The following is a 24,718-nucleotide window of genomic DNA, read 5'->3' on the forward strand; positions in this document are numbered from 1 at the left end:
CGAAACAGGCCTTAAATCTAGCTCCAACTCTCTTTCAGTGCCAAACCTTCCTCGGCGCCAATTTTCAGCACCAAGTCCTTCTCAACGCCACGTCTTCTTCTTTTTCCAGCGCCGCTCGCCCCGCGCGCCGGCTTCCTTGGCGCCGAGATAGAACTCCTGGATATCGGGCGAATTCATCAGCCGCTCGCAGGTATCGTTCATGACGACGCGGCCGATCTCCAGCACATAGCCGTAATGCGCCGTCTCCAGCGCGAGCTTGGCATTCTGCTCGACCAGCAGGATCGACATGCCCTGCTCCTCATTGACGCGGCGGATGATGGTGAAGATCTCCTTCACCAGGATCGGCGACAGCCCGAGCGACGGCTCATCGAGCAGCAGCAGGGTCGGCCGGTTCATCAGCGCCCGCCCGATCGCCAGCATTTGCTGCTCGCCGCCCGAAAGCTGCCCGGCGGGCTGGCCGAGCCGCTCCCTCAATCGTGGAAAATAGCCGTAGACGCGCTCGAGGTCCTGCGCCACACCGTCGCGGTCCTTGCGCAGATAGGCGCCCATCATCAGGTTTTCGCGCACCGACAGGAACGGAAACACCTCGCGCCCCTCCGGCACGTGGCTGAGACCGAGCCGCACGATCCGGTCGGCCTCCATGCGCTGGATCGGTTTGCCGAGGAATTCGATCGAGCCCTTCTGCGGGTCGAGGATGCCGGAGATCGTCTTCAGAACCGTGGTCTTGCCGGCGCCGTTGGCGCCGAGCAGCGTCACGATCCGGCCGCGCGGCACCTCGAGGCTGACGCCGCGGATCGCCATGATCGGCCCATAATAGCTCTCGATGTTGGAGAGCTTCAGGATGATGTCCGCTGTGCTCATGGCATCATCCTCATGCGCCGAGATACGCTGCGACGACGTCGGGATGGTGCTGCACCTCGGACGGCGAGCCCATCGCCAGCACGCGGCCGTAGTTCAACGCGATGACGCGGTCGGAGACCCGGTTGACCAGCGTCATGTCGTGCTCGACCATCAGCACCGTGATGCCGAGCTCGCTCTTCATGTCGCGGATCCAGAACGACATGTCGTCGGTCTCCTCGACATTGAGGCCTGACGACGGCTCGTCGAGCAGGATCAGCTTCGGCTCCGAGCACAGCGCCCGCGCCAGCTCGATCACCTTGCGCACGCCGTAAGGCAGTCCCGAGATCAGCTTGTCGCGGTAGGGCTCGAGATCAAGGAACTCGATCACCTGCTCGACGCGGCGGCGATGCGCCTTCTCGCCGGCGCGGACGCTCGGCAGGAACAACAGCTCCTGCCACAGCCGGGTGGTGGAATGGCGATGGCGACCGACCAGGAGATTGCTCAGCACGGTCGCGTTCTCGAACAGCTCGATGTTCTGGAAGGTGCGGGCGATGCCGAGTTTCGCGATATCGTAGGCCGGCTCCTGGGTGATGTCCTGATCCTCGAAGAAGATCTTGCCGGAGGTCGGCGGATAGATCCGCGAGATCAGGTTGAAGATCGAACTCTTGCCGGCACCGTTGGGCCCGATGATCGACAGGATCTCGCCCTTCTCGACCGCGAAGCTGACCGCATCGACCGCCTTGAGGCCCCCGAAATGCAGCGACAGGTTCTCGGCGCGGAAATAGCTCATCTGTTCCGCTCCGATTTCACATAGATCTTCTGCCGCTTGAAGGTCGCGCGCTTGTAGAGCGGGAACAGCTGGAAGAACAGCTTGATCTTGAGCCAGCGGCCGTAGAGTCCGAGCGGCTCAAACAGCACGAACAGCACGATGATGATGCCGTAGATCGCGCCTTTCAGTCCGTTGGCGGAGGCGAAGGCTGCGACGGCGTCCTGGATGTGGCCCGCGCGCTCGGTGCCGGCGCCGAGGGTCGCAGCAATGCCGCCGATCACGCCGGGCATATCGTCCTTCAGATAGGTCAGGAACGGATCGATCATGACCAGGAAGATCGCGCCCAGCACCGCGCCGTGCAGGCTGAACGTGCCGCCGATCAGGGTCACGATGATGAACTCGATCGAAAGCTGCAGCGTGAACATCTCGGGCGAGATGAAGGAGAGCTTGTGCGCGAACAGCACGCCGGCAAAGCCGGTGATCGCCGCCGAGATCGCGAACGACTTCACCTTGTAGAGCGCGACATTGATGCCCATGCTGCGCGCCGCGGTCTCGCTGTCGCGGATCGCGACGAAGGCGCGCCCGGTCGGCGAGCGCAGCAGATTGAGCGTGCCGACGATGGTCAGCACCAGCACCGCAAGACAGAGGTAATAGAAGGTCGGGCCGTCGCGCGACACGGTCGTGCCGAGCAGCTGCATGGTCTTGACCCGCATGCCCTCGTTGCCGTTGGTGACGCTTTCCCAGCGCGCCAGGATCTCCTCGACGATGAAGGCAAAGGAGATCGTCGCGATCACCAGATAGATGCCCTGCAGCCGCAACGCCGGAAATCCGACCAGCGCGCCGACCACGCCGGTCAACAGCCCCGCGGCGAGGAAGTAGACCGGGAACGGCACATTGAACTGCTGCAGATAGGCCGCGGTGTAGGCGCCGATCGCAAGAAACGCGGCATGGCCGAGCGAGGCCTGTCCGGTGAAGCCGGTCAGGATCAGGAGCCCGACGCCGACCGTCGCGTAGATGCAGACGAAGACCAGCTGGCTCATCAGATAGCTTGAGAGCACGTAGGGCGCGATCAGCAGCACCGCCAGCAACAGGCCGTAGGAGTAGATGTAGCCCGAATGTGGGAACAGCTTGATGTCGTCTTCATAGTCGGTCTTGAAGAGAAACCGCATGTGTCGCTCCTCAGACTTTCTTCCGGACATGAAGGCCAAACAGGCCCTCGGGCTTGAGCAGCAGCACCGCCAGCAGCACGATGTATGGCGCGACGTCCTTCCATCCCTGCGGCAAATAGAAGCCGGCCATGCTCTCGATCACGCCGATCAGGACGCCGCCGACCACAGCACCCGGGATCGAGCCGAAGCCGCCGAGCACCGCGGCCGGAAACGCCTTCAACCCCAGCACCAGGCCGACATTGGAATGAATGAAGGTGATCGGCGCCAGCAGCACGCCGGCGCAGGTCGCGACCGCGGCCGAGATCGCCCAGACGATCGAGACCACCCGCTTGACCGGAATGCCCATGTAATAGGCAGCCAGCATGTTCTCGGAGCTGGCGCGCATCGCGGTGCCGAGCGTGGTGCGGTTGAAGAACAGATAGAGCAGCGCGCATAGGATGATGGTCGCCGCGATCACCGACAGCTTGTCGTAGGCGAGCACCAGGCTGCCGATCCGAAGCACGCCCTGGCTGAACGGCGTCTCGATCTTGAAGTCGTCGGTGCCCCAGATCATGCCGGAGATTGAGCGCAGGAAATAGCCGAGCCCGATCGTCGCCATGATGATGGAGAACTGCGGATAACCGAGGATCGGCCGCACCACGAGCCGCTCGGCCAGCATGCCGAACAGCGCCATGCAGATTACCGCGCCGGCGAACCCGACCCAGTAATTCAACCCGAGCATGCCGATGAAGGTGAAGGCGAAAAAGCCTCCCAGCATCATCAAATCGCCTTGCGCGAAATTGACGACCTCGGTTGCCTTGTAGACCAGCACGAAGCCGAGCGCGATCAGGCCGTAAACGCAGCCGAGCGCGATGCCGCTGACGAGCTGCTGAACAAAGTCCAGCATCGTTTCCCTCCCCGATGCCCGGCGATTCTTATCCGATCGCTCGTTGCATCCCGCCTTCACGCCCTTGTGTCTGGAGCGCTGAAAGCCGCCTATGTCCGCCCCGATTGAGCCAAAACGCCCGATCCCTGTCAACAAACCGCTGTTGTCGCTGTATCATCACATTTGCGGAGATTTGCCGCAGCACGGACTAATACGGATATCACCTTTGATTTGCCCCGTGCGATTCACTGCACCGAAACGGTTTTTGTCCAAAGCTTGCGCAACCGACGAGCGAATTTCCGGATCGCCACCACGCCATGACACCTGAACTGTCCGCACTCGCCGTGCGAGGGTTAACCAAGCGTTTTGACCGCCCGGCGGTCGACGCGCTCGATCTCACGATCCGTGTCGGCGAATTCTATGCGCTGCTCGGGCCGAACGGCGCCGGCAAGACCACGACGCTGCGCATGGTGGCGGGGCTGTTGCGGCCCGATGCCGGCTCGGTGGCGATCCTCGGCATCGACGCGCTCGCCGATCCGGTCGCCGCCAAGCAGATCATGGCCTGGGTGTCCGACGAGCCGATGATCTACGACAAGCTGACTCCGCTGGAGTATCTCGAATTCGTCGCCGGCCTCTGGGGCATCGATCCGCGCACCTCGGAGAGCTCGGCGCGAGATCTCCTGATGTCCCTCGGGCTCGAGCCGCATCTCAACGAGCGCTGCGAAGGCTTCTCCAAGGGCATGCGCCAGAAGGTCGCGCTCGCCGGCGCGCTGGTGCACGATCCCCGCCTGATCATTCTCGACGAACCGCTGACTGGCCTCGACGCGCTGTCGGCGCGTCACGTCAAGGGGCTGCTGCAGGAGCGCGTCCGCGCCGGCTGCACCGTGATCATGACGACCCACATTCTCGAAGTCGCCGAGCGGATGGCCGACCGGATCGGCGTGATCGCGGCCGGCAGGCTGATCGCCGAGGGCACGCTGGCCGAGCTGCGCGAGCAGAACGGCCGCAACGACACCACCCTCGAGGATATGTTCATCGCGCTGGTCGATACCGAAGCGGCGGCCGCGTGAGCTCGGTCGCCCATCTCACCTGGTTCGCGCGCCACGAATTCCGCCTGGCGTGGCGCGAATGGCTGGCGATGATGACCGGCGGCCGGCGCCGGCGCAATCGCGCCGTGATCGGCCTCTTGAGCTTCGCGGCGATCCTGCATCTGCCGGCTTATGCCGTGGTCAGCCGCTATGCCGACCTGCGGTTTCCGCTCGACCCGTCGTCCCTGATCGTGCTGACCGCGACGATCTTCCTGGCCTGGGCGCTGATGCTCTCGCAGGCGATCGAGTCGGTGACGCGCGTATTCTACGCCCGCGCCGATCTCGATTTGATCATGTCGTCACCGGCAAAGCTCACCAACATCTTCTCGATCCGGATCGCCGCGATCGCGCTGACGGTGAGCAGCATGGCGCTGTTGCTGTCGACGCCGTTCATCGACGTGCTGGTCTATCTCGGCGGCCCGCGCTGGCTCGCCGGCTTCGGCGTCGTCCTTGCGATCGGGCTGTCGGCGGCCGCCACCGCGATCGCCGTCACCGCGTTCCTGTTCCGCCTGATCGGGCCGAGCCGAACACGGCTGGTGGCGCAGGTCGTCTCCGCCGTGATCGGTGCGGGCTTCGTCATCGCGCTGCAGGTCGTGGCCGTGCTGTCCTACGGCACGCTGTCGCGCTTTGCCTTTCTGACCTCGGAAACCGCGGCGCGAATTGCCCCCGCCCCCGACAGCCTGCTGTGGTGGCCGGCGCGGGCATCGCTCGGCGACCTCGAAATCATGATGCTGTTGCTCGCTGCGGCGTTGGTGATGCTCGGCGGCGTGATGGCGATATTCGCACCGCGGTTTGCCGATACGGTCGCCAGCGTCGCCGCCAATCCGGCTGCGGTGACGCGGGGACGCGCCCGCGCGTTCCGGGCGGGCTCGCGGCAGCAGGCGCTGCGGCGCAAGGAATTTTTGCTGCTGCGCCGCGATCCGTGGCTGCTGTCGCAGAGCCTGATGCAGATGCTCTATCTGCTGCCGCCGGCGCTGATGCTGTGGCGCAGCTTCTCCGGTACGTCGACCGCGATCGTGCTGATTACGCCCGTCATCGTCATGGCCGCAGGCCAGCTCGCGGGCGGCCTCGCCTGGCTGACCATCTCCGGCGAGGACGCGCCCGATCTGGTGGCGACCGCGCCGCTGCCGCCGTCACGCGTGACCCGTGCCAAGGTCGAGGTGGTCCTGATCGCAATCGCCGTGGTCTTCGCCCCGCTGGTGACCGCGCTGGCGTTTGCCTCGCCAGGGCAGGCCGCGGTCACGGCGATCGCAATCATCATTGCGACCACATCCGCCGCCGCCGTCCAGCTCTGGTTCCGCGCGCAGGCCAAGCGCAGCCAATTCCGCCGGCGTCAGACCTCCTCGCGCATCGCCACTTTCGCGGAAGCCTTCTCCTCGATCGGCTGGGCCGCAACCGCGGCGCTGGCCCTGACAATCCCGACGGCCGCGCTGGTCAGCAGCATTCTGACGCTGCTGACGCTTGCGATCGCCTGGAAGATCAGCCCGCGGCGCTAAAGCGCGATGAGATTAGGTTGAATCATCACCGCGCTTTGGTTCCTTGTTTGAGCATGATCTTTTCGGAAAACCGCTTCGCACTTTTCCGGATCATGCTTTAGCCTTCATCACCTCCAGCACCGCGGCGGCAAACACCTCCGGCGCTTCCTGCGGCAGATTGTGGCCGGCATGCGGAATCAGGCGATGGGCCAGGCGGCCAGTGTACTTTGCCGCGGTGCGACTGCCGTCGGTCGCGAACGTCACACCGTCGTCGGCGCCGTCGAGCGTGATGGCGGGAACCCTGATGACAGGCAACGCGTCCAGCCGCCGCTGCAAATCCGCATATTGGGGATCCCCATCGACAACGCCGTAACGGTGCCGATAACTGTGGATCACGACGTCGACATAGTCAGGATTGTCGAACGCGACCGCAGTCCGCTCGAAGCAGGCGTCGTCGAACGCCCAGCTCGGCGACCATTGCGACCACAGGATTTTGGCGATGCCGCGCCGGTGGGCGGCGAGCCCCGCCCGCCCTCGCTCAAGCTGGAAATAGTACTGGTACCACAGCGCCACCTCGCGATCCGGCGGCGCCGGCACCATCGCATGCGCGATGTCCTGGATCATGTAGCCGTTGGTGCAGACGAGGCCGATGCACCTTTCCGGCCACAGCGCCGCACCGATCGATGCGGCGCGGCCGCCCCAGTCATAACCGGCGAACACCGCGCGCTCGATGCCGAGCGCGTCCATCAGCGCCATCATGTCGGCGCCGACCGCCGCCTGCTCGCCCGACCGCGGCGTTGCCTTGTCGCGGAAGGCCGTCGGTCCGTAGCCGCGCAGATAGGGCACGATGACCCGACAACCCTGCGCCGCCAGCGCAGGCGCAACGTCCACATAGGAGTGGATGTCGTAGGGGAAGCCATGCATCAGCATCACGGCCGGCCCCTCGGCCGGACCAGCCTCGTAATACGCGATGTTGAGCACGCCTGCGTCGACATGGCGCAATGGTTCGAGCCGCCTGGTCGAAGGCGCGCGCGGCGCGGAGGCAGTGTCAGTCACGCATAACTCCCTGATCCTGGTTGTCTGCGCGGCATCCTAGCGCGTCTCGACGCAACAATCCGCTGGATCGCGTTGCAATCAGCGCCATGGAGCGATGCGCCGACCTCATCATGACGGCGCGCCGATTGCGCGATAATCTCACCTCGGCGGATATCGCCGAAGGCGGAAGAAGGCGGAACACATCATGCTGAGATTGCTCGCCGCGCTCGTCTTGCTGGGAACGTTCACCAGCCACGCCTTCGCGCAGGATGCCCAGCGCAGCGAATGCCTGGCGATGGCCAATGCGCCGCCGCGCGCCCTCCCGGTGAACTACCGGCGCGTCGCAGCCAAAGCCGACGAGGTCGCGATCACCTATGCCGGCCATTCGACCTACTATATCGACACGCCCGGCGGCATCCGGATCGCGACCGACTATAACGGCGTCTATCGGACCGGGCGGCTGCCCGACGTCGCGACCATGAACCGGGCCCACGCGACCCACTACACGCTGTTTCCCGACCCCAAGATTCCCCACGTGCTGCATGGCTGGGGCGAGAACGGCCAGGCCGCGCATTACGCTGAGCGGATTGGCGACGTCTATATCCGCAATGTCACCACCGACATCCGCCGCTACTGGGGCGAAGACTCCGGCGGCGAGATGATCAAGGACGGCAATTCGATCTTCATCTTCGAGGTCGCCGGCCTCTGCATCGGTCATCTCGGCCACCTCCACGTCAAGCTCGACGACAGCCATTTCGCCGCGATCGGCCGGCTCGACATCGTGATGGTGCCGATCGACGGCACCTATACGATGTCGCTCGACGGCATCTCCGAGATCACCAGGCGATTGCGCGCCGCCGTCGTGCTGCCGATGCACCGCTTCGCCACCCCGCTCGACGAGTTCATGCGCCTGATCGGCCAGCAGTTCGAGATCGATCGCCGCGGCGGCGAGCGCACCCTGCGGATCTCGCGCGACACCCTGCCGGCGACGCCGACGGTGATCATCCTCGACGGGGTGTGACGTCTCTTCAAGAAGAAGCAAAACCAAACGGGAGTGAAAATCGATGGTTGCCAGCACTCTGCCCGCCTCCGCCAGCGGGCTTTATGCCAATCCGCGCGAAGACTGGCTCGCCCAATACACCGAGGAGATCATCGATCCGGCCCGGCCGATCGTCGATCCGCATCACCATCTCTGGGATCGCGGGGGCTTGCGCTATCTGATCGAGGAGATGTCCGACGACATCGCGTCCGGCCACAACATCGTGGCGACCGTCTATGTCGATTGCCGATCGATGTATCGCGCCGACGGCCCGGAGGCGTTCCGTCCGGTTGGCGAGGTCGAGTTCGCCAACGGCGTCGCCGCGATGGCGGCGAGTGGCGGCTACGGCAAGGCGGCGATCTGCGCCGGCATCGTCAGCCACGTTAACCTTCTGATCGGCGATCAGGCCAAGGCGGTGCTGGAGGCGGAGATTGCCGCCGGCAACGGCCGGTTCCGCGGCATCCGCCACTCCTCGGCCTGGGACGAGGACCCCGACGTCGCCCACATGTACGCGAACCGGCCGAAGGGCATTCTGCTGGACTCCACCTTTCGTAGGGGGTTCGCCTGCCTGGCGCCACTCGGCCTCAGCTTCGATGCCTGGTTGTTCCACCCGCAAATCGGCGAGCTGACCGACCTCGCTCGCGCCTTTCCCGATACCAGGATCGTTCTCGACCATTGCGGCGGCCCGGTCGGCACCGGCCGCTTCGCCGGCAAGCGCGCGGAAACCTTTCCGGTCTGGAAGGCGTCGATCCTGGAGATCGCCAAATGCCCGAATGTGGTGGTCAAGCTCGGCGGGCTGGCGATGTGCCTGCTCGGCTACGACTTCCACCTCCGCCCCAGGCCGCCCTCGTCGGAGGAACTCGCCGCTGCCTGGCGGCCTTATGTCGAGACCTGCATCGAGGCGTTCGGTCCGGACCGTTGCATGTTCGAGAGCAACTTCCCACCTGATAAGGGGCAATGCAGTTACCAGGTCATCTTCAACACCTTTAAACGGCTTGCATCACAATATAGCGAAGCCGAAAAGACGGCGTTGTTCTTGAAGACGGCAAAGGATGTCTATCGGCTCGATATCGGGTAAGCTTCCGACTCATGGATGACGGCATCACCATCCGGCCGCTTCGAGAGGCTGATGCGGAAGCGGTGGTCGAACTTTACGCAAAGGCAGCCGCGGTGGAACCGCGGCTAGGCCCTGTCACGCTGCCGCAATGGGACCAGTTCCTGAAGCTGCCGCAGAACCGCGGCGGGCGGGACTTCCGTGTCGCCGAGCGCGATGGCGCGCTCTGCGGCCTAGCCGAGTCGTCGTTGCGCGACCAGGGCGCGCACCATTCCCGATTCCTCAAGATCGTCGTGGCGCCCGAGATGCGGCGCCACCGGATTGGCCTCGCGCTGTTCGACGAGGTGCTTGCGATCGACGCCGATCCCGGTCTCACCGTGCAGACGCTGGTGAGCAGCGACTGGCCTGCGGGTATGGCCTTCGTCGCTACCTTCGGCTTTGTTCATGTCGAGTCCGAGATCGGGATGAAGTGCGTCGAGCCGTTGCAGCCGGCGCGCACGCTCGCGGCTGCGCGCGCCACCATCGAGCAGGTCAGCGACGTCACCGCCTGCGCGGGCGAGGTCGCGCGCATCCACAATGCCGCCTATGCCTCGGACGCCGCCTTCCGCCTGTATTCGCCGGAGGAGATGGCGCAGGTCCTGACCGAGAGCGAAGTCTGGATTGCGTCGGAGGATGGCCAGATGTCGGGCTTCTGCCTGACCGAGTCCGAGCGGAACTCGATGTGGATCGAGTCGGTCGCCGTCGATCCGGTGCGGCAGGGACGCGGGCTCGGCCAGCTATTGGTCTATCGTGTGCTGGCTGCGCACGACGTCTCGATCGAGCACCCCTGCTGGCTCAACGTCTCGAGCCGCAACGCGCCCGCGCTGAAGATCTATCGCCGGCTCGGCTTCCGGCCCCAGCACGAGACCTGCCGCTTCAGCGCGCCGCGACGCGAGCTGATCGCCGCGCGCGAGCGGCGGTTTCAGTAGAGCCCTGCAGCACAAGTCCGACAACAGCAAATTTAGGCCCGTCACCCTGAGGAGCGCGTAGCGCGTCTCGAAGGGTCGACGGCCACCGGCGGGGCCGTGCATCTCTTGAGGCTCGCTCCGCTCGCACCTCCGGCGACAAAGGCGAAGCCTTTGCGCGGGGATGACGGGACTGAGTGGGCAGTCGCCCGTTACGCCCACTCACCCTTGCGGAACACCGGCACACTGCGGCCGTCGGCGTGGATGCCGTCGATGTCGGTGTGGGCGGAGCCGATCATCCAGTCGATATGGATCAGGCTCTTGTTGCCGCCCTGCTCGGCGATCTGCTGCGGCGTCAGCTTGTCGCCATTAACGAAGCATTTCGAGTAGCACTGGCCGAGCGCGATGTGGGAGGCGGCGTTCTCGTCGAACAGCGTATTGAAGAACAATAGCCCGCTCTTCGAAATCGGCGAGGAATGCGGCACCAGCGCGACCTCGCCGAGGCGGCGCGCGCCCTCGTCGGTGTCTAGCACCTTCTTCAGCACTTCCTCGCCGCGCGAGGCCTTGGCCTCGACGATGCGGCCTTCCTCGAACTTGACCGAAATATTGTCGATCAGCGTGCCCTGATAGGACAGCGGCTTGGAACTGACGACGTGGCCTGAGACGCGGCGGCAGTGCGGCGTGGTGAAGACTTCCTCGGTCGGGATGTTGGCATTGCAGACGATACCGTTCTTGGCGGTCGACGCTCCGCCTTCCCATTCATGACCGTCGGCAAGGCCGATCATGAGGTCCATGCCGGGTCCGGAATATTTCAGCGCGTGGAAGCGCTGGCCGTTCAGCCATTCGGTGCGCTCGCGGAGCTTCGCATTGTGCTGTGCCCAGGCCGCGACGGCGCCGTCCTGATCGACCCGGGAGGCGGCAAAGATTGCGTCCGCAAGCTTGGCCACCGCGACGTCCTCGGCATCGTCGGGGAACACCTGCTTGGCCCAGGACGTGCTCGGATAGGCGATGATGTTCCAGTTGGTGTCGAAATTGACGATCTTCTCCAGCGCCGGCTGGTAGGCAATCGAATTGGCCTTGCTGGCGCGCGCCACCTTGACCGGGTCTTCGCCCGACAGCAGCATCGGATTGTCGCCGACGATCGCAAGCCGCGCGGTGTTGGCGCCGAACGCCTTCGCCATGCCCTCATAGAGCCAGCTTGCGGCGCGATCAAAACTCGCATCGTTGCCGTAACGGTAGCGCGCCAGCGTGAGCTCCTCGTCCGAGAAGAACGGGGTCACGAGACCGGCACCGGCCTTGTAGGCATGCTCCACCACCCGCCGCACCAGCGGCATCGCCGCGGCAGGCGCGGTCAGCAAGAGATCCTGCCCCGGCTGCAGCTGCAGGCCGACCTTGATCGCGACTTCGGCGAGCCGATCGAGCTTGACGGGATCGATCGAGGCGGAAAGGTTGCGTTGATGTGCGGTCATGAAGCGCCGTGTCGTTTGAGGAACTCTCGGGATTCGTAGTCCAATTCGATCCGCATCCGCAAGGTTCCTGCCCGCTGCGCCCGATCACGCGACGGCGAGCAATTGCCTCGAATTTTACCGCTTCACCGAGCCCAGCACCCGGTCGACCATCTCGGGCGCGAGGCCGAGATAGTTTTTCGGCGCGGTGAGGCGGTCGATCGTCGCGCGATCGATCCGGCTGGCGACGCGATCATCCGCGGCCAGCGCCTCGGCCAGCGTCAGGCCCTTGTCGTTGGCGACGCGGCAGGCGTCATAGACCACGTCATGCGCCTCCTGCCGGCCGATCGAAGGCGCGAGGCCCATCATCACGGCTTCGGCCACGATCAGCCCGCGGCTGATGTCGAGATTGTCGGCCATCCGCTGCTCGTCGACGATCAGGCCGCCAAGCGCGAACCTCGCCTGGTGCAGCGCGCCCGCGGTCAGCACGAAGCTTTCCGGGATCGCCATCCATTCGGCGTGCCACGGACCGGTGGCGCGCTCGAAATCCTGCACCATCGCGTCCAGCATCAGGCCGGCATGCTGGCGCACCGCCTTGGCGGCGGCGAGCATCAGCTCCGACGAGATCGGGTTGCGCTTCTGCGGCATGGTCGAGGACGCGCCGCGCCCCTTCACGAACGGCTCGTAGACTTCCGCGAACTCGGTCGACGCCATGATCATGATGTCGAGCGCGATCTTGCCGAGCGTGCCCGTGACCAGCGCAAGGAAATTCACCGCTTCAGCCAGACCGTCGCGCGCGACATGCCAGGTGGAGACGGGCACGCCGAGCCCGAGCTCCTCGCATAGCGCCTGCTGGACCTCGAAACCCTTGTCGCCGAGCGAAGCCAGCGTGCCGGCGGCACCGGCGAACTGGCCGACCAGCACGCGCGGCTTCAGCTCCACCAGCCGCACGGCGTGGCGATCGAAGGCGGCGAGCCAGATCGCGGTCTTGTAGCCGAACGTCACCGGCAGCGCCTGCTGCAGATGGGTACGCCCGGCCATCGGCGTGTCGCGGTATGTTTTCGAGAGATCGGCGAGGATGCCGCGCAGCGCGGCGATGTCGTCCTCGATGATCTTGAGACCATCGCGCAGCTGCAGCACCACGGCGGTGTCCATGATGTCCTGCGTGGTCGCGCCCCAATGCACATAGCGGCCGGCCTCGCCGCACTGCTTCGCCATCTGATGCACCAGCGGCAGGATCGGGTAGCCGACCACGTCGGTCTCCTGCCGCAGCAGATCGAAATCGAGCGCGGCAACATCGGTCCGTTTTGCGATCTCCGCGGCCGCTTCCGCCGGGATCACACCGCAGCGCGCCTCGGCCCTTGCCAGCGCGACCTCGACCTCGGCGTAGCGCTCGATCAACCGCAGGTCGGAAAACACCTCGCGCATCTCGCGCGTGCCGAAGGCATCGCGAAACAACACGGAATCGAGCACGGTGGTCGAGGTCGGGAAGGCGGACATGGGCAGATCCTGTTGCCGGTCGCGGTCGGCAACGTCCCTATCACGGCAGAGGCTTGTGCCCTACCCCTCCGGCGGCGCCTCGCCGAACACCTCGGCTGCGATCTTGCTGGTCTCGATCGCGGCCGGAATGCCGCAATACATCGCGACCAGCAGCAGCACGTCCTGCACCTGCGCGGCGGTGCAGCCATTGGCCAGCGCGCCCTTGGCATGGACGCGGAACTCGGCGGGCTTGCTGCTCGCCGCGGTGATGCCGAGCATCACGAGGCTGCGGATCTGGTCGGACAGCCCGCTGCGCTCCCAGACGTCGCCATAGACATAGGCGTTGATGATGTCTTGCAGCGGCGTGCCGAAATCGCCGGCAGCGGCCATCCGCTTGGCGACATCGTCCTCGCCGAACATCTTCTGCCGCCGGCGCAGTCCGCGCGCATGGAGATCGCTGATGTCCACCATCGTCGTCGGGCTCCCTGAATGGGCTATTTATACGGATAAATATGACGCACCTCAACATTCCGGCAAGCCTGACGCTTGCCTTTCTGACTGATTTGTCCGTATAAATTTGCAAAAGCAGATACGGGAGGGGACCGGGATGAAGCTACGGCTGGGGCTGCTCGTCGTCCTGCTTGCGACGCTTCCGGTCCTGCCGGCTTTCGCGGCCGACGATTTCCCGCAACGGCCGCTCAAGATCATCGTGCCGTTCCCGGCCGGCGCCGGTCCCGACAATGTCGCGCGGCTGGTCGGCCAGCATCTGCAGGACGCCTTCGGCCAGACCGTGCTGATCGAGAACCGCGCCGGCGCGCTCGGCAGCATCGGCGCCCAGGAGGTCGCCCGCAGCGCGCCCGATGGCTACACGTTGTTGATGGGCACCAACACCACCCATGCCAGCAACGTCGCGACGCTGAAGAGCCTGCCCTACGACCCGGTGAAGGATTTCGCGCCGGTGATCCGCACCACCACCACGGCGATGGTGCTGCTGGTCAATCCAAAGCTCGCGGCCAGGGACCTGCCGCAGTTCCTCGCCTACGCCAAGGCCAACCCCAATCTGACCGCGGGCTACGGCTCCGGCGCCTCGCAGATCTCGATCGCCCAGCTGCATTCGCGCGGCGGCCTGTCGCTGATCGCGGCGTCCTATCGCGGCGTGCCGCAGGCGATGACCGACGTGATGGCGGGGGTGATCGATCTCACCTTCGGCGATTTCTCGGTCGCGATCCCGCAGATGCAGGGCGGCACCTTGCGCGGCATCGCCGTGACGTCGGCGACCCGCAACGAGCTGACGCCCGGCCTGCCCGCACTCGCCGAAGCGATGCCGGGCTTCGAGGCCACGATCTGGTACGGCCTGTTCGCGCCCGCCGGCACACCGGAACCGGTGGTCAGCAAGCTCTACGCCGAGTGTGCGAAATACCTCGCGATGTCGGAGACGAGGAAGAAGCTCGCCGATGTCGGCGTGATGGTGGCGCCGCTGGCGCCGGCCGAGTTCGGCGCCTTCGTCAGGAGCGAGGTTGTGCGTTGGTCGGCGGAGGTTAAGGCGGCCGGCATCCAGCCGCAATAAAGCGAGGCGGCGTCGCATCATGGCTCGCGAGACACCTGTTGGCATGATCGGCCTGGGGCTGATGGGTTCGGCGCTCTCCGCGCGGATGATCGACGCCGGCATCGGGGTGATCGGCTTCGACGTCGACGCTGCGAAGACGGATGGCTTGAGAGCGAGCGGTGCCGAGTTCGCGGCGTTTGCCGCCGACGTCGCGGCGCGCTGCCGGACCATCGTCATCGCGGTGTATGACGCGGCTCAGGTCGGGACGTTGCTGCCGGACCTTGCCAACGCGACGCCGCCGCCGCGCGTCATCTGCACCACCACCTGCGCGCCGGGCGAGATCATGGCAATCGCCGAATTCGCCTCCCGCTCGCGCCTCGCCTTCATCGAAGCGCCGATCTCGGGGACCAGCGCCGAGGTCCGTGCGGGCACGGCCACTGCGCTGGTCGCCGGCGATGCCGACGTCATCGACGCCGCCACGGCTACCCTCGACATTCTCTGCCCGCAGCGGATCAATGTCGGCGCGATCGGCAATGCCAGCCGCACCAAGCTCGCCATCAACCTGATCCTGCAGAACAACCGTGCCGCGCTGGCCGAGGGCATCGCCTTTGCCGAAAGCCTCGGCCTCGAGGGCGCGGCGTTCCTTGCGACCGCGCGGCGATCGGCGGCATATTCCAAGGTGATGGACAGCAAGGGGCCGAAGATGCTGGCGCGGGATTTCACGCCGCAATCGCATATCGCGCAGACCCTGAAGGATGCCGAACTGATCCTGCAGGAGGCCGGCCGGCACGGCCTGCCCTTGCCGCTGACCTCGGTGCAGGCCGGGTTGCTGCGCGCGGCGATCGCGCTGCAAGGGCCGGACAACGACAGCGCCGCGGTCATCGAAGCGATCCGGGCCGGCCGCGGCCATGGTGAGGGACAGTCATGATCAACTGTGCGATCGCGGGCCTCGGCCGGTGGGGCCGCGCACTGGTCGAGGCTGCGCAGAGCGAGCCGCGGCTCAGGATCGTCCGCGCGGTGGAACCCGACGCCAACGGCGCCGCCAGCTTTTGCGAGACGCACGGCCTCTCCGTCACGGCGAGCCTGGACGATGTCCTCGCCGACTTTCGCATCGATGCCGTGCTGCTGGCGACGCCGCATTCGCTGCACAAGGGCCAGGTGATCGCGGCAGCCGGCGCCGGCAAGCAGGTGTTTTGCGAGAAGCCGCTGGCGCTTCGGCGCGCCGATGCCGCAGAGATGTTCGCGGCGTGCCGCAGTGCCGGCGTGGTGCTCGCGGTCGGGCATAACCGCCGGTTCTGGCCGTCGATGCAGGCGCTGCGCACGATCACAGCCGGCGGCGAGCTCGGCACCATCCTGCATGTCGAGGGCCACAACAGCAACGAGAACTCGCAGAGCATCGCCCAGGGCTGGCGGCTGTCGCCCGAGGAATCGCCGGGCGGCGGCCTGACCGGCGCGGGGCTGCATGTGCTCGACGGCTTCGTCAGCCTCCTTGGTCCTGCCCGACAGGTTTATGCCCGGTTGAGTGCGCGCGAGGCCGGACCGCCGCCGCTCGACACTGCAACCTTGGCGATTGAATTTGTGAATGGCGTGAGCGCAACCCTTGCGACAATTCGCGCAACACCGTTCTATTGGCGCGTGCATGTGTTCGGAACGAAGGGATCCGCCGAGGTGCTCGACGAACAGACGATGGTGCTGCGGAGATCCGGCGAGGCGCCTGCGACGACGCGCTATCCGGCGATCGACACCCTGACCGCGGAACTTGCGGCCTTTGCAGACGCGGTCGAAGGCAAGCAGCCGTTCCCGGTGCCTGAAGCGGACGTGCTGGCGACGCTCGCTGCGTTCGAGGCCGCGCTGCAGTCGATGCAGTCTGGACATCCCGTTGCCTGCCATATGGCATGCCAGTGATCTGCCATGTCTGAACAACCGGACAGGGCGAGATCGTCCCGCTATCGCGACATCGCCACCGGGCTGCAGAAGGACATCCGGCTCGGCACCTACGCGGTCGGCAATCTGCTGCCGACCGAGACCGAACTGATGGCGAGCTACCAGGCCAGCCGGCAGACCGTGCGCGAGGCGCTGCGCATCCTGATCGACCAGGGCCTGATCGTGCGCCGCGCCGGCCTCGGCTCGGTGGTGATCGCATCCGAGCCGCCGGTGCTGTTCACCCACAGCGTCAAGTCGCTCGGCGAGTGGCTGCGCTATTCCAACGAGACCTACCGCGAGGTCGTGGCCAGCAGCGACATCGTGGCCGACCGCAAGCTGGCCGGGCTTTTGAAATGCGAGCCGGGCAAGAGCTGGTTCCTGATCGAGGCGGTGCGCCGCTCGGACCAGTTCGCCGCACCGCTCGGCTGGGCCGAGATCTATGTGCTGCGCCGGTTCGCCGATGTCGTGGTCCGGCCCGACCATGGCCGCACCCCGGTGCATGAGCAGATCGCCAGGATGTACGGCCAGGTCACCGAGCGCGCGCAGATGGAAATCTTCGTGCGGGGCATGCCGGCGCCGATCGCCAGGGCGCTCGGCGTCAAGACCGGCTCGCCGGCGCTCACCGTGGTACGCCGCTACTACGGCCAGCGCGAGGAACTGTTCGAGGTCACCATCACCACGCACCCCGAGGGGCGCTACACCTACACGATGGATATGCAGCGCTCGCTGCGGCCGAAGCTCTAGCGCACCCGGGCCAGATGCGTGCTGGCAGAGGTATGTGCCGTCTGCGGGGTGCCGCTCACGCCCCAGATCGCGACCGCGATCAGCGCGGCCGCCCAGACATAAGGCACGGCATTCAACTTCTTCATTTCCGGGATCATCCCCAACGTCTCTACAGGACCGACTGATCTCTCGACCCAGGTCGTGAATCTCACCACCGCAGTCCTCAGCGTCTCACCATGCAGCCGTCCTTCACAACGCTACTAAGGTTAGACCTTGTCGGTTTCAGGACGCCTTCGTGCGAATCCGGAAATGATTTCGTCGGAACCAGGCTCTCTCATCCGAATTGATGAGACCGTGGGCCGAAGCGGTTCGGCTCCATTCGAGACAACACTTAAGAGAATTTTCTGCCCAAATTTGAGTCAGACGCACAACAAACCTTCCAAAGATACGCCCACTGAATTCTTTTTGATTGTCGCCCCGACTCCCGCCGTGCCATCAGGGCCTGTGACACTGTGATGACAAGGGTTTCTCTCGTGACTGCCGAACCGGCCAAACCGCAAGGCGACTCCCGTCGCCGCTCCAAGGAAACCCAGGACGAGGTCGCGCGGTCGCTGGAACGGGAATTGAAGCTGCTGACGGAAGAGCGCCAGGAGCGCGCGCTCCGGTTCGGCCTCGACATTGCCGGCAAGACGCCGAAGGTGGACCAGTAAGGTCGCCGCCGCGCTGAGCGGCTCGGGCGCACAGTTTCCTTTGGCGCGCCGAAGCTTTAGCGGAGGCGGCAAGCCGGGCGATGACCGTGCGGATGCTACATACACGATCGTCGTCCTGGCGAAAAGCCAGGACTCATATCCACTGCGCTTGATCATGAACGGGATCATGGCTCCAGCATCGCGCAACAACTCTCATTTGGGGTAATGGGTCCTGGATTTCGCCCAGACGACACTGAGTTTTTGACGCCGCTGTGAGTCACATATCCGCATTCTCGGCTGCAAGCACGAGCCCTGCAAGCATCGGCAGCGCCAAACGTTGAACTTGCATCGGCGTCTCATTGCGACACGGCGGGGAGCCGCACCATTCGCGATCCCTCACATGCTTGTCTATCGTCGCCGCGACCGCGCCAATCGGGACGGCGGCAAGCCGTCTAGCGCTGCCGCTGCGCGAGATAGAATCCCGCCAACACGGCGGCCAACCCGGCCGCCTGCAGCGTGGTCGGTGGCTCGCCGATCAGGAGCCATCCCAACAGCAGCGTCAACACCGGCACGGTCGCAGGAAATACGGCTGCGCGGGCAACGCCGAGGCGCTGGATCGACACCGCGAACAAATACATTGCCGCGGGCCCGGCCAGGATGCCCTGGGCGATGGCCTGCAGCGCGTTTTCATGCAGGCCGATGGCCGCATCGCGAGCGAGCCCACCCGAGACGGCATACAGTGGAAACAGCGAGAGCGACAACACGCTGATGACGCTGGCCACGGAGAACGCCGAGACACGCCAATAGCGCACCAGCGTGGCGAAGCCAGCGAACATCAATCCGGTCGCAACGAAGATCAGATCGCCCATCACGGCGCTCGGCCCCATATGGCCGATCGACTCGCTGCCGATCACGGCAAGGCCGACGACAATGACGACAGCGCCGGCTGCCCGCGAGAGCGAGACCGATTCCTTCAGCAGGACGACCGCGAGAAACAATCCGCCCAGCGTCGCGCAGGACGGCTGGATCACGCTGCCATGCCCCAGCGGCACGAACATGAAGCCGGCATAGCTGATCAGCGACATCACCGGCCCGCCCAGCAGCATCAGCGCCATGCCGCGCCCCCAGCCGATGCCGCAGAGATCGCGGAGGCCGGCGCGCACAACGAGCGGCAGGAAGGCGATGCCCGACCACAGGAAGCGATGCATCAGCAGGTCGACGGGCGTGAAGCCGACCTTGAGGCCGTGCCGGGTCGCCACGAAGCCGAGCGCCCAGCACAGCGCCGCGCCGAGGCCGCAGGCGACCCCGAGCAGGATGGCTTTCGTATCCGGAAGGGCTGCAGCCTTGGCGTTGGCCGGACGTTCGTTCATCGCGAACGACTACGTGAGCTGCCGAGACGGATCAACCCACTGGTATGCACGGCTGGTCGGCGCAAGCTTGCCGGAGTCTGCCTGGGTCAGACGGCATCATCATTCCGCGCCGCCGCAGTGTCCGTTTTGGGCCAGCAGCGGACGCTCGGATTTGGAGCATCAATCTCAAGCCGCAGGCGAGCCGCTGCGTTGAGGAAGCAGCCGAGGTGCGCCGTCAGGAAGTAGCCCGCAAGCCTGGAGCACGCCGTAGACGAGCGCTGCTAGAATGATGAAACCGACGATGCGATTGAGTTTGAACACCGAATCTCGAAGCTCTTCGTTGCCCAACGCCATATTGCCTGAGATGCATCACTCACAGCAAGAGCACTGAGGCCGCGAAGATCAACACGGCCATACATGCCGCGATGATCAAATGCTTGTGCGACTGGTCCACTAACGTAAACAAAGGCCCTTCGGAAGATCAGGCGGCGCTGTAGCCGCCGTCGACCACGTGCGATGCGCCTGTCATGAACGACGCCTTGTCCGAGCACATCCAGACCACGGCTTCCGCGATCTCCTCGGGTACGCCGAGGCGACGGACAGGCACCTTGGCGATGATCTCGTCGTAACGTTCGTCCATCGTCTCCCTGGTCATCGGCGTCTTGATGTATCCGGGATTGACGCAATTCACGCGGATGCCGTCCTGGGCATATTCGATCGCAGCGGACTTGGTCAGCCCGACGACACCGTGCTTGGTCGCAACATAATGGCCCGACGTGGCAAGACCGACCAGGCCTGCGATCGAGGCCGTGTTGACGATGGCGCCGCCACCGCCCTGTTTGAGCATTTGCGCGATCTCGTATTTCAGGCACAGGAACACGCCCATCAGATTCACCGAAAACATCCTGGCCACCGAGGCTTGCGTGAGTTCATGAATGCGCTGGCCGGGCGGGCCGACGGAGCGCCCGGCAACGCCGGCATTGTTGAACGCACAATCGATGCGCCCGAACGCCGACACCGTGCGGGCCACCATGTTCGCGACATCGGCCTCGTCGGTGACGTCGCCCTGGATCGCGATCGACTGGCCGCCGGCGGCATTGATCAAGGCGACCGTCTCATCGATGCCCTCCTTCGAGAGGTCGGACACCGCCACGCGCGGACCCTCGCGCGCCATGGCGATCGCCGTCGCCCGGCCGATGCCGGAGCCGCCGCCCGTCACCAATGCAGCCTTGCCGTCCAGAATGCCTGCCATGAGAAACTCCTTCGGATCAGCGCTTGCCTTCGATTGCGATCTCGACGAGGTACGGCCGCCGGGCCGCGACAGCCTTTGCGATTGCACCGGCAATGTCGTCGGCCTTCTCGACCCTGACCGCCTCGACGCCCATGCCGGCCGCGAGATGCACGAAGTCGAGTGCGGGGCCGGTGATATCCATGTTCTGATAGGGATGCTGGGTGCCGGCTTCGAAATTCTGCCGCCACACGTCCACATTGTGCTTGAGGATGCGGTACTCGCGGTTGGCCAGCACCACGAACACGATCGCCAGCTTGTGGTGCGCGGCGGTCCACAACGCCTGGATCGCGTACATCGCCGAGCCGTCGCCGGAGATGGCGACAACCGGACGGTCCGGCATTGCGACCTTGACGCCGATCGCGCCGGCGAGGCCCTGGCCGATGCCGCCGCCACGGCCGCCGAAATAGTCGCCGAAGCCGCGATAATCGAAGGCGCGCGCGAGATCGAGGCTTGCCGTGATGCTTTCATCGACGATGACGACATCGTCGGGCAGCCCGCGACGCAGCTCTGCGGTAACGCGCGGCATCGCGGTCGGCTGGCGGTCCCAGCTTTTCTCGACGCGCGCGCGATAGGCCTCCTTCTCCTTCGCCTGCAATTCGGCCAGCGCGGCATTGCGGTTCTGCGCGGCCTGCCTGAAGTCCGCGCTCGCCTGTGCACGCACCCCCTCCGTCAAGGCACTGACGCTGACGGCGATGTCGCCGACGATACCGGCATCGAGCCGGTTGTTGAGCGCGAGGCGTTCGGCCGAGGCCTCGATCTGCAGCACTGACGCGCCGTCAGGGATGTGGCCACCAGGCGCAAACCAGATGTCCTCAAAGAACGGACCGCCGATCAGCAGCACGAGATCGGCATCGCCGAGCGCCTTGCGCACTTGCCGGGCGTCGCCGGGAAGCGACTGACGATAGCTCGGATGGCTGGTCGGGAACGGCGCGTGATGGCGGAGCCCCTCGAACCACACGGTGGCGCCGATCGCCTCCGTGAGCGCCACCAGCGCCTGCTCGCCGCCCGATCGCGCCACGTCGTCACCGGCGATGATGGCCGGCTTTTTCACCTTCAGAAGCAGGGCGACGAGCGCTTCGATGCCTTCCGGATCGGGGCGCGTCGATCGCCACAAACGATCCGGCGTCGACGCCTCCACCGCGGTCTCCTGTTCCATGACGTCGATCGGCAGCGACACGAACACCGGCCCCTGCGGCGCGTCGGTCGCCACCTTGAACGCGCGTCGCATGATCGGCGCGATCTCGTCGGCGCGCTCGATCTGCACGCTCCACTTGGTCACCGGCGCTGCCATCGCAACGAGGTCGTGGCCGAGCAGCGGGTTGTTGAGCCGCATTCGGGTATCCTGCTGGCCGGCCGTCACGACCACGGGCGAACCCGCCTTCAGCGCGCCGTACAGCGAGCCGATGCCGTTGCCGAGGCCGGGAGCGACGTGCAGGTTGGCGACGGTGACGCGTCCCGACGCCTGCGCGTAGAAGCTGGCGGCGCTGACCGCGACACCTTCATGCAGCGCCATGATGTATTCGAGTTGCGGAAATGCCGCCAGGCTGTCGAGCAGCGGCGTTTCGGTCGTGCCGGGATTGCCGAAGATATGACGCACGCCGTGCGACACGAACGATTCCATCAGCACACGACGCCCGCGCATTCGCTCCCTCTCGATTGTTCTGATCCGTTCTGCGCATCATCGGCCGGGGAGCGCCCCGTGGCAACCGTGCGAGTCGGCTGGCATCCGCGCGGCCGGCTGCGTCTTCCGCATGGCTTCGAGGCGCGAACGCGCCAGCGAGGCCGCGGCCCTGCCACTTCCGCGGCCAAAGCCGCCATGAATGGAAAGGGCCACCGTTCGGGTGGCCCTTGTTGCTTATTTCTTGAGGTTGGCGGCAAACAGCTTGGCGGCTTCGGCCTTGGATTCCTGATCGGCCTTGGCGTCGTATCTGAGCGGCAAATTGAACTTCTTGCCGAGCTCGGTGGCTTCGGGGTTGGTGAACGCGTGCACCGCGCCGGGATACTCGACGATCCGGTAATCGGCCTTCGCCGCGTCGAAATCCTTCTTCAGCGCATCGTACTGCTCGCGCTTCACGAACGGGTCGTCAGCGCCGTTCAGGATCAGGATTTTCGCCTTGACGGTGCCCGGCGCCGGTGCGGGGGTGTTGAGACCGAGCGAGGCGTGGAAGCCTGCGACGGCGGCGAGATCGGCGCCGGTGCGCGCCATGTTCAGCACCACCGCTCCGCCGAAGCAGTAACCGACGGCACCGATCCGCTGCGGATTGACCGAGGCCTGCTTGGCGAGTTGCTCGCGCGCGGCGTTGAAGCGCTGCTCCATCACCTTCGGGTTCTTCATTACCGCCCCGGAGAGCGCACCGGCATCCTTCGGGTTGTCGGCGGTCTTGGCATCGCCATACATGTCCGCGATGAAGGCCACGTAACCCTGCTCCGCGAACTTCCGCGCCTCGTTATGGATATGCGGGGTGATGCCCCACCATTCATGCACCATGACGATGCCGGGCCGCTTGGCCTGGGTCGCGTCGTCATAGACGACGAAGCCCTTCATCGTGGTCTCGCCATCGCTGTAGGTGACCGGCTCCTCCTTGACCGCTGCGTGCGCGCTCGCGACCATCGCGATGGCGCTGAGTGCTCCCACTATGTTCGTTATGATCGTTCGCATGCTGACCTCCTGCGGGTTTGGCACGACGCGACATTGGCATACCAGCGAATCCCGCGCTAGGCTTGGAAAGCGGAGCGGCTTTGCTCCGCAAGCTGCGCATCATCTCTCGAGCGCCGCCGACATTTCTGTCGGTTGCTGATGCGTGAACGATGTTGCGTCACGGTCAGCGCTTCTCAGCCGTCGTTGCTGTGCTCGTCGCGTTATCGACGAACGCAACCGGCGTGCCCTTCGCGACACCGGCAGCGACGCGCTGCGCGTCCCAGTTGGTGAGCCGGACGCAGCCGTGGGACTCCGCCTTGGAGATCTTGCCGGGATCGGGGGTGCCGTGAATGCCATAGCCTTCTCCCGAGAGGTTGATCCAGATCGCACCGACCGGGTTGTTCGGACCGGGCCTGATCGTGAAGGGCGTCTTCGATCTGACGCCCTTGAACGCGTATTTTGGATTGTAGCGGTAGGTCGGGTTCTTGTTGATCGCCGTCACCTTCAGCGTTCCGCTCGGCGTCGGCTTATCCGCGCTGCCGACCGTCGCAGGATAGAAGCCGAGCAGCTTGCCTGCCGCATCGAACGTGCCGAGCGTCTGCCGCGTCTTGTCGACCTCGACGCGCGCGATCGGCGTTGCGCTTCCGGCATCGACGACGTTCGCAACCGCAATGGTCTCGCCGGCCTTGTCGAACTTCCGTCCCGGATTGAGCGCCTGAAGCAGCGCCTCGCTCATGTGGAATTTTTCCGCGAGCGCTTCGCGCGGACTGGTGTAGCCCAGCGTCGGCAGGCTCTTCATGCTCTCCATCTTCGCCGGGATCCTCTTCACGAACGGTCCCTTCACGTCGGCATCGACGATCGTGTAGCTGACGATCGCAGGCCCGTCGCTGGCGGCGGTGAGCCTGCTCCAGAGCTCCGGCGTTATTGCGTTGTCGAAGGGCAATCCACTCGCCTCGGCAAACGCCCTGAGCGCCTTCTGCGCGTTGTCACCCAGCTTGCCGTCGATCTCGCCGGGAGAAAAATGCGCGCGGTCGAGCAGGATCTCGAGCCTGGCAATGAAGGCGCTGAGCTGACGGCGGTCCGGCAATTTTGCCGGCGGCGCCGCCTCGTCATTGATCGCGGCGGCATCGAGAGCCGCGGCCAACGCCGGCGCGGCCGACACAAGCAAAAGGACAACAGCAAAACGCGCAGCGGAAAACGGTCGGAACATCGTGCATCCCAACGTGGCTACCTTCCATAAAGCTACGGAAAGCCTCGAAGTTCCAATGCGAATAGCGGCGAAGTTCCGCCACGGAACAGCTCACCCGCGACCATGTCCGGATCATCACCGGCACCAAGGCGGAGGACTGGATCGAGC

The 24,718-nt window shown here is 65.2% G+C and carries 24 protein-coding genes; 10 read left to right on the top strand and 14 right to left on the bottom strand.

The window, feature by feature from the left end; translation table 11 throughout:
- Positions 1 to 81 precede the first annotated feature (81 nt).
- Genes E2I15_RS27290 through E2I15_RS27305 form a run of 4 tightly spaced genes read right to left on the bottom strand, consistent with a single transcriptional unit; the run spans position 82 to position 3,664 of the window.
- The gene (locus tag E2I15_RS27290; protein ID WP_137481005.1) at positions 82 to 861 is read right to left on the bottom strand and encodes an ABC transporter ATP-binding protein; all 780 of its coding nucleotides are present in this window, start codon (positions 859 to 861) and stop codon (positions 82 to 84) included.
- A 10-nt stretch (positions 862 to 871) separates the two neighbouring features.
- A complete protein-coding gene (locus E2I15_RS27295; protein WP_028336610.1) occupies positions 872 to 1,630 on the bottom strand; it encodes an ABC transporter ATP-binding protein in 759 nt (252 codons plus the stop codon).
- Entirely contained in the window at positions 1,627 to 2,778 is a 1,152-nt protein-coding gene (locus E2I15_RS27300; protein WP_137481004.1) for a branched-chain amino acid ABC transporter permease, read from the bottom strand. The genes E2I15_RS27295 and E2I15_RS27300 overlap by 4 nt, the downstream gene beginning before the upstream one ends.
- 10 nt (positions 2,779 to 2,788) lie before the next feature.
- Positions 2,789 to 3,664, bottom strand: a complete 876-nt coding sequence (locus E2I15_RS27305) for a branched-chain amino acid ABC transporter permease (protein ID WP_018269126.1) — start codon at positions 3,662 to 3,664, stop codon at positions 2,789 to 2,791.
- A 296-nt stretch (positions 3,665 to 3,960) separates the two neighbouring features.
- Between E2I15_RS27305 and E2I15_RS27310 the strand changes: the two genes are divergently transcribed.
- Positions 3,961 to 4,713 carry an ABC transporter ATP-binding protein gene (locus E2I15_RS27310; protein WP_137481003.1) on the top strand — a complete coding sequence of 251 codons (753 nt, stop codon included), beginning with the start codon at positions 3,961 to 3,963 and terminating at the stop codon, positions 4,711 to 4,713.
- Positions 4,710 to 6,227 (top strand): permease, encoded by a 1,518-nt coding sequence (locus tag E2I15_RS27315; protein WP_137481002.1) that lies wholly within the window; start codon positions 4,710 to 4,712, stop codon positions 6,225 to 6,227. Before E2I15_RS27310 ends, E2I15_RS27315 begins: the two co-directional genes overlap by 4 nt.
- A 90-nt stretch (positions 6,228 to 6,317) precedes the next feature.
- Here the strand turns inward: E2I15_RS27315 and E2I15_RS27320 are convergent, their stop codons facing one another.
- On the bottom strand, positions 6,318 to 7,262 hold the full coding sequence (locus tag E2I15_RS27320; protein WP_246668216.1) for an alpha/beta fold hydrolase: 945 nt from the start codon (positions 7,260 to 7,262) through the stop codon (positions 6,318 to 6,320).
- Positions 7,263 to 7,446: 184 nt separating this feature from the next.
- Here E2I15_RS27320 and E2I15_RS27325 point away from each other — a divergent pair, with 184 nt between their 5' ends.
- The 3 genes from E2I15_RS27325 to E2I15_RS27335 are packed head-to-tail and all read left to right on the top strand — an operon-like array spanning position 7,447 to position 10,302.
- Positions 7,447 to 8,262, top strand: a complete 816-nt coding sequence (locus E2I15_RS27325) for an MBL fold metallo-hydrolase (protein WP_137481001.1) — start codon at positions 7,447 to 7,449, stop codon at positions 8,260 to 8,262.
- A gap of 43 nt (positions 8,263 to 8,305) precedes the next feature.
- A complete protein-coding gene (locus E2I15_RS27330; RefSeq protein ID WP_137481000.1) occupies positions 8,306 to 9,358 on the top strand; it encodes an amidohydrolase family protein in 1,053 nt (350 codons plus the stop codon).
- 11 nt (positions 9,359 to 9,369) lie between these two features.
- A complete protein-coding gene (locus E2I15_RS27335; protein ID WP_137480999.1) occupies positions 9,370 to 10,302 on the top strand; it encodes a GNAT family N-acetyltransferase in 933 nt (310 codons plus the stop codon).
- Between the two features lie 188 nt (positions 10,303 to 10,490).
- Here the strand turns inward: E2I15_RS27335 and E2I15_RS27340 are convergent, their stop codons facing one another.
- The 3 genes from E2I15_RS27340 to E2I15_RS27350 form a co-directional block, all read right to left on the bottom strand.
- Positions 10,491 to 11,747, bottom strand: a complete 1,257-nt coding sequence (locus E2I15_RS27340; RefSeq protein WP_137480998.1) for an aminopeptidase — start codon at positions 11,745 to 11,747, stop codon at positions 10,491 to 10,493.
- 114 nt (positions 11,748 to 11,861) lie between these two features.
- Entirely contained in the window at positions 11,862 to 13,223 is a 1,362-nt protein-coding gene (locus E2I15_RS27345) for a class-II fumarase/aspartase family protein (RefSeq protein ID WP_137480997.1), read from the bottom strand.
- Between the two features lie 60 nt (positions 13,224 to 13,283).
- Complete coding sequence (locus E2I15_RS27350; protein ID WP_137480996.1) at positions 13,284 to 13,673, bottom strand: carboxymuconolactone decarboxylase family protein; 390 nt, start codon at positions 13,671 to 13,673, stop codon at positions 13,284 to 13,286.
- Between the two features lie 136 nt (positions 13,674 to 13,809).
- Between E2I15_RS27350 and E2I15_RS27355 the strand changes: the two genes are divergently transcribed.
- From E2I15_RS27355 to E2I15_RS27370, 4 genes are read left to right on the top strand one after another with little or no spacing between them, the layout of a single operon-like run.
- A complete protein-coding gene (locus tag E2I15_RS27355) occupies positions 13,810 to 14,769 on the top strand; it encodes a Bug family tripartite tricarboxylate transporter substrate binding protein (protein ID WP_137480995.1) in 960 nt (319 codons plus the stop codon).
- 19 nt (positions 14,770 to 14,788) lie between these two features.
- Positions 14,789 to 15,676 (top strand): NAD(P)-dependent oxidoreductase, encoded by an 888-nt coding sequence (locus tag E2I15_RS27360; protein WP_137480994.1) that lies wholly within the window; start codon positions 14,789 to 14,791, stop codon positions 15,674 to 15,676.
- Positions 15,673 to 16,653 carry a Gfo/Idh/MocA family protein gene (locus E2I15_RS27365; protein ID WP_137480993.1) on the top strand — a complete coding sequence of 327 codons (981 nt, stop codon included), beginning with the start codon at positions 15,673 to 15,675 and terminating at the stop codon, positions 16,651 to 16,653. The genes E2I15_RS27360 and E2I15_RS27365 overlap by 4 nt, the downstream gene beginning before the upstream one ends.
- 6 nt (positions 16,654 to 16,659) lie before the next feature.
- On the top strand, positions 16,660 to 17,415 hold the full coding sequence (locus tag E2I15_RS27370) for a GntR family transcriptional regulator (protein ID WP_137480992.1): 756 nt from the start codon (positions 16,660 to 16,662) through the stop codon (positions 17,413 to 17,415).
- On the opposite strand, the gene E2I15_RS39590 is transcribed toward E2I15_RS27370, so the two are convergent.
- The gene (locus tag E2I15_RS39590; RefSeq protein WP_016847287.1) at positions 17,412 to 17,540 is read right to left on the bottom strand and encodes a hypothetical protein; all 129 of its coding nucleotides are present in this window, start codon (positions 17,538 to 17,540) and stop codon (positions 17,412 to 17,414) included. The two genes, E2I15_RS27370 and E2I15_RS39590, sit on opposite strands and share 4 nt — an antisense overlap.
- 387 nt (positions 17,541 to 17,927) lie before the next feature.
- On the opposite strand from E2I15_RS39590, the gene E2I15_RS27375 reads away from it, so the two are divergent.
- A complete protein-coding gene (locus E2I15_RS27375) occupies positions 17,928 to 18,104 on the top strand; it encodes a hypothetical protein (protein ID WP_162832420.1) in 177 nt (58 codons plus the stop codon).
- Between the two features lie 431 nt (positions 18,105 to 18,535).
- Here E2I15_RS27375 and E2I15_RS27380 read toward each other — a convergent pair whose 3' ends face one another.
- The 5 genes from E2I15_RS27380 to E2I15_RS27400 form a co-directional block, all read right to left on the bottom strand.
- A complete protein-coding gene (locus tag E2I15_RS27380; protein ID WP_016840630.1) occupies positions 18,536 to 19,453 on the bottom strand; it encodes a DMT family transporter in 918 nt (305 codons plus the stop codon).
- Between the two features lie 460 nt (positions 19,454 to 19,913).
- A complete protein-coding gene (locus E2I15_RS27385) occupies positions 19,914 to 20,684 on the bottom strand; it encodes an SDR family NAD(P)-dependent oxidoreductase (protein ID WP_137480990.1) in 771 nt (256 codons plus the stop codon).
- A gap of 16 nt (positions 20,685 to 20,700) precedes the next feature.
- Positions 20,701 to 22,365, bottom strand: a complete 1,665-nt coding sequence (locus E2I15_RS27390) for a thiamine pyrophosphate-binding protein (RefSeq protein ID WP_137480989.1) — start codon at positions 22,363 to 22,365, stop codon at positions 20,701 to 20,703.
- A gap of 213 nt (positions 22,366 to 22,578) precedes the next feature.
- A complete protein-coding gene (locus tag E2I15_RS27395; protein ID WP_246668215.1) occupies positions 22,579 to 23,382 on the bottom strand; it encodes a dienelactone hydrolase family protein in 804 nt (267 codons plus the stop codon).
- A 163-nt stretch (positions 23,383 to 23,545) separates the two neighbouring features.
- Complete coding sequence (locus tag E2I15_RS27400) at positions 23,546 to 24,571, bottom strand: L,D-transpeptidase family protein (protein WP_170991653.1); 1,026 nt, start codon at positions 24,569 to 24,571, stop codon at positions 23,546 to 23,548.
- Positions 24,572 to 24,718 lie beyond the last annotated feature (147 nt).

This window comes from Bradyrhizobium sp. BR2003, assembly GCF_009720285.1.
GTDB classification, from domain to species: Bacteria; Pseudomonadota; Alphaproteobacteria; order Rhizobiales; family Xanthobacteraceae; genus Bradyrhizobium; species Bradyrhizobium elkanii.

Coding starts and splice junctions, on each gene's coding strand:
- E2I15_RS27385 (WP_137480990.1), bottom strand. CDS start 20,684: ATGGCAGGCATTCTGGACGGCAAGGCTGCATTGGTGACGGGCGGCGGC.
- E2I15_RS27345 (WP_137480997.1), bottom strand. CDS start 13,223: ATGTCCGCCTTCCCGACCTCGACCACCGTGCTCGATTCCGTGTTGTTT.
- E2I15_RS27370 (WP_137480992.1), top strand. CDS start 16,660: ATGTCTGAACAACCGGACAGGGCGAGATCGTCCCGCTATCGCGACATC.
- E2I15_RS27360 (WP_137480994.1), top strand. CDS start 14,789: ATGGCTCGCGAGACACCTGTTGGCATGATCGGCCTGGGGCTGATGGGT.
- E2I15_RS27310 (WP_137481003.1), top strand. CDS start 3,961: ATGACACCTGAACTGTCCGCACTCGCCGTGCGAGGGTTAACCAAGCGT.
- E2I15_RS27350 (WP_137480996.1), bottom strand. CDS start 13,673: ATGGTGGACATCAGCGATCTCCATGCGCGCGGACTGCGCCGGCGGCAG.
- E2I15_RS27340 (WP_137480998.1), bottom strand. CDS start 11,747: ATGACCGCACATCAACGCAACCTTTCCGCCTCGATCGATCCCGTCAAG.
- E2I15_RS27395 (WP_246668215.1), bottom strand. CDS start 23,382: ATGCGAACGATCATAACGAACATAGTGGGAGCACTCAGCGCCATCGCG.
- E2I15_RS27330 (WP_137481000.1), top strand. CDS start 8,306: ATGGTTGCCAGCACTCTGCCCGCCTCCGCCAGCGGGCTTTATGCCAAT.
- E2I15_RS27400 (WP_170991653.1), bottom strand. CDS start 24,571: ATGTTCCGACCGTTTTCCGCTGCGCGTTTTGCTGTTGTCCTTTTGCTT.
- E2I15_RS27290 (WP_137481005.1), bottom strand. CDS start 861: ATGAGCACAGCGGACATCATCCTGAAGCTCTCCAACATCGAGAGCTAT.
- E2I15_RS39590 (WP_016847287.1), bottom strand. CDS start 17,540: ATGAAGAAGTTGAATGCCGTGCCTTATGTCTGGGCGGCCGCGCTGATC.
- E2I15_RS27305 (WP_018269126.1), bottom strand. CDS start 3,664: ATGCTGGACTTTGTTCAGCAGCTCGTCAGCGGCATCGCGCTCGGCTGC.
- E2I15_RS27390 (WP_137480989.1), bottom strand. CDS start 22,365: ATGCGCGGGCGTCGTGTGCTGATGGAATCGTTCGTGTCGCACGGCGTG.
- E2I15_RS27380 (WP_016840630.1), bottom strand. CDS start 19,453: ATGAACGAACGTCCGGCCAACGCCAAGGCTGCAGCCCTTCCGGATACG.
- E2I15_RS27325 (WP_137481001.1), top strand. CDS start 7,447: ATGCTGAGATTGCTCGCCGCGCTCGTCTTGCTGGGAACGTTCACCAGC.
- E2I15_RS27335 (WP_137480999.1), top strand. CDS start 9,370: ATGGATGACGGCATCACCATCCGGCCGCTTCGAGAGGCTGATGCGGAA.
- E2I15_RS27300 (WP_137481004.1), bottom strand. CDS start 2,778: ATGCGGTTTCTCTTCAAGACCGACTATGAAGACGACATCAAGCTGTTC.
- E2I15_RS27365 (WP_137480993.1), top strand. CDS start 15,673: ATGATCAACTGTGCGATCGCGGGCCTCGGCCGGTGGGGCCGCGCACTG.
- E2I15_RS27295 (WP_028336610.1), bottom strand. CDS start 1,630: ATGAGCTATTTCCGCGCCGAGAACCTGTCGCTGCATTTCGGGGGCCTC.
- E2I15_RS27355 (WP_137480995.1), top strand. CDS start 13,810: ATGAAGCTACGGCTGGGGCTGCTCGTCGTCCTGCTTGCGACGCTTCCG.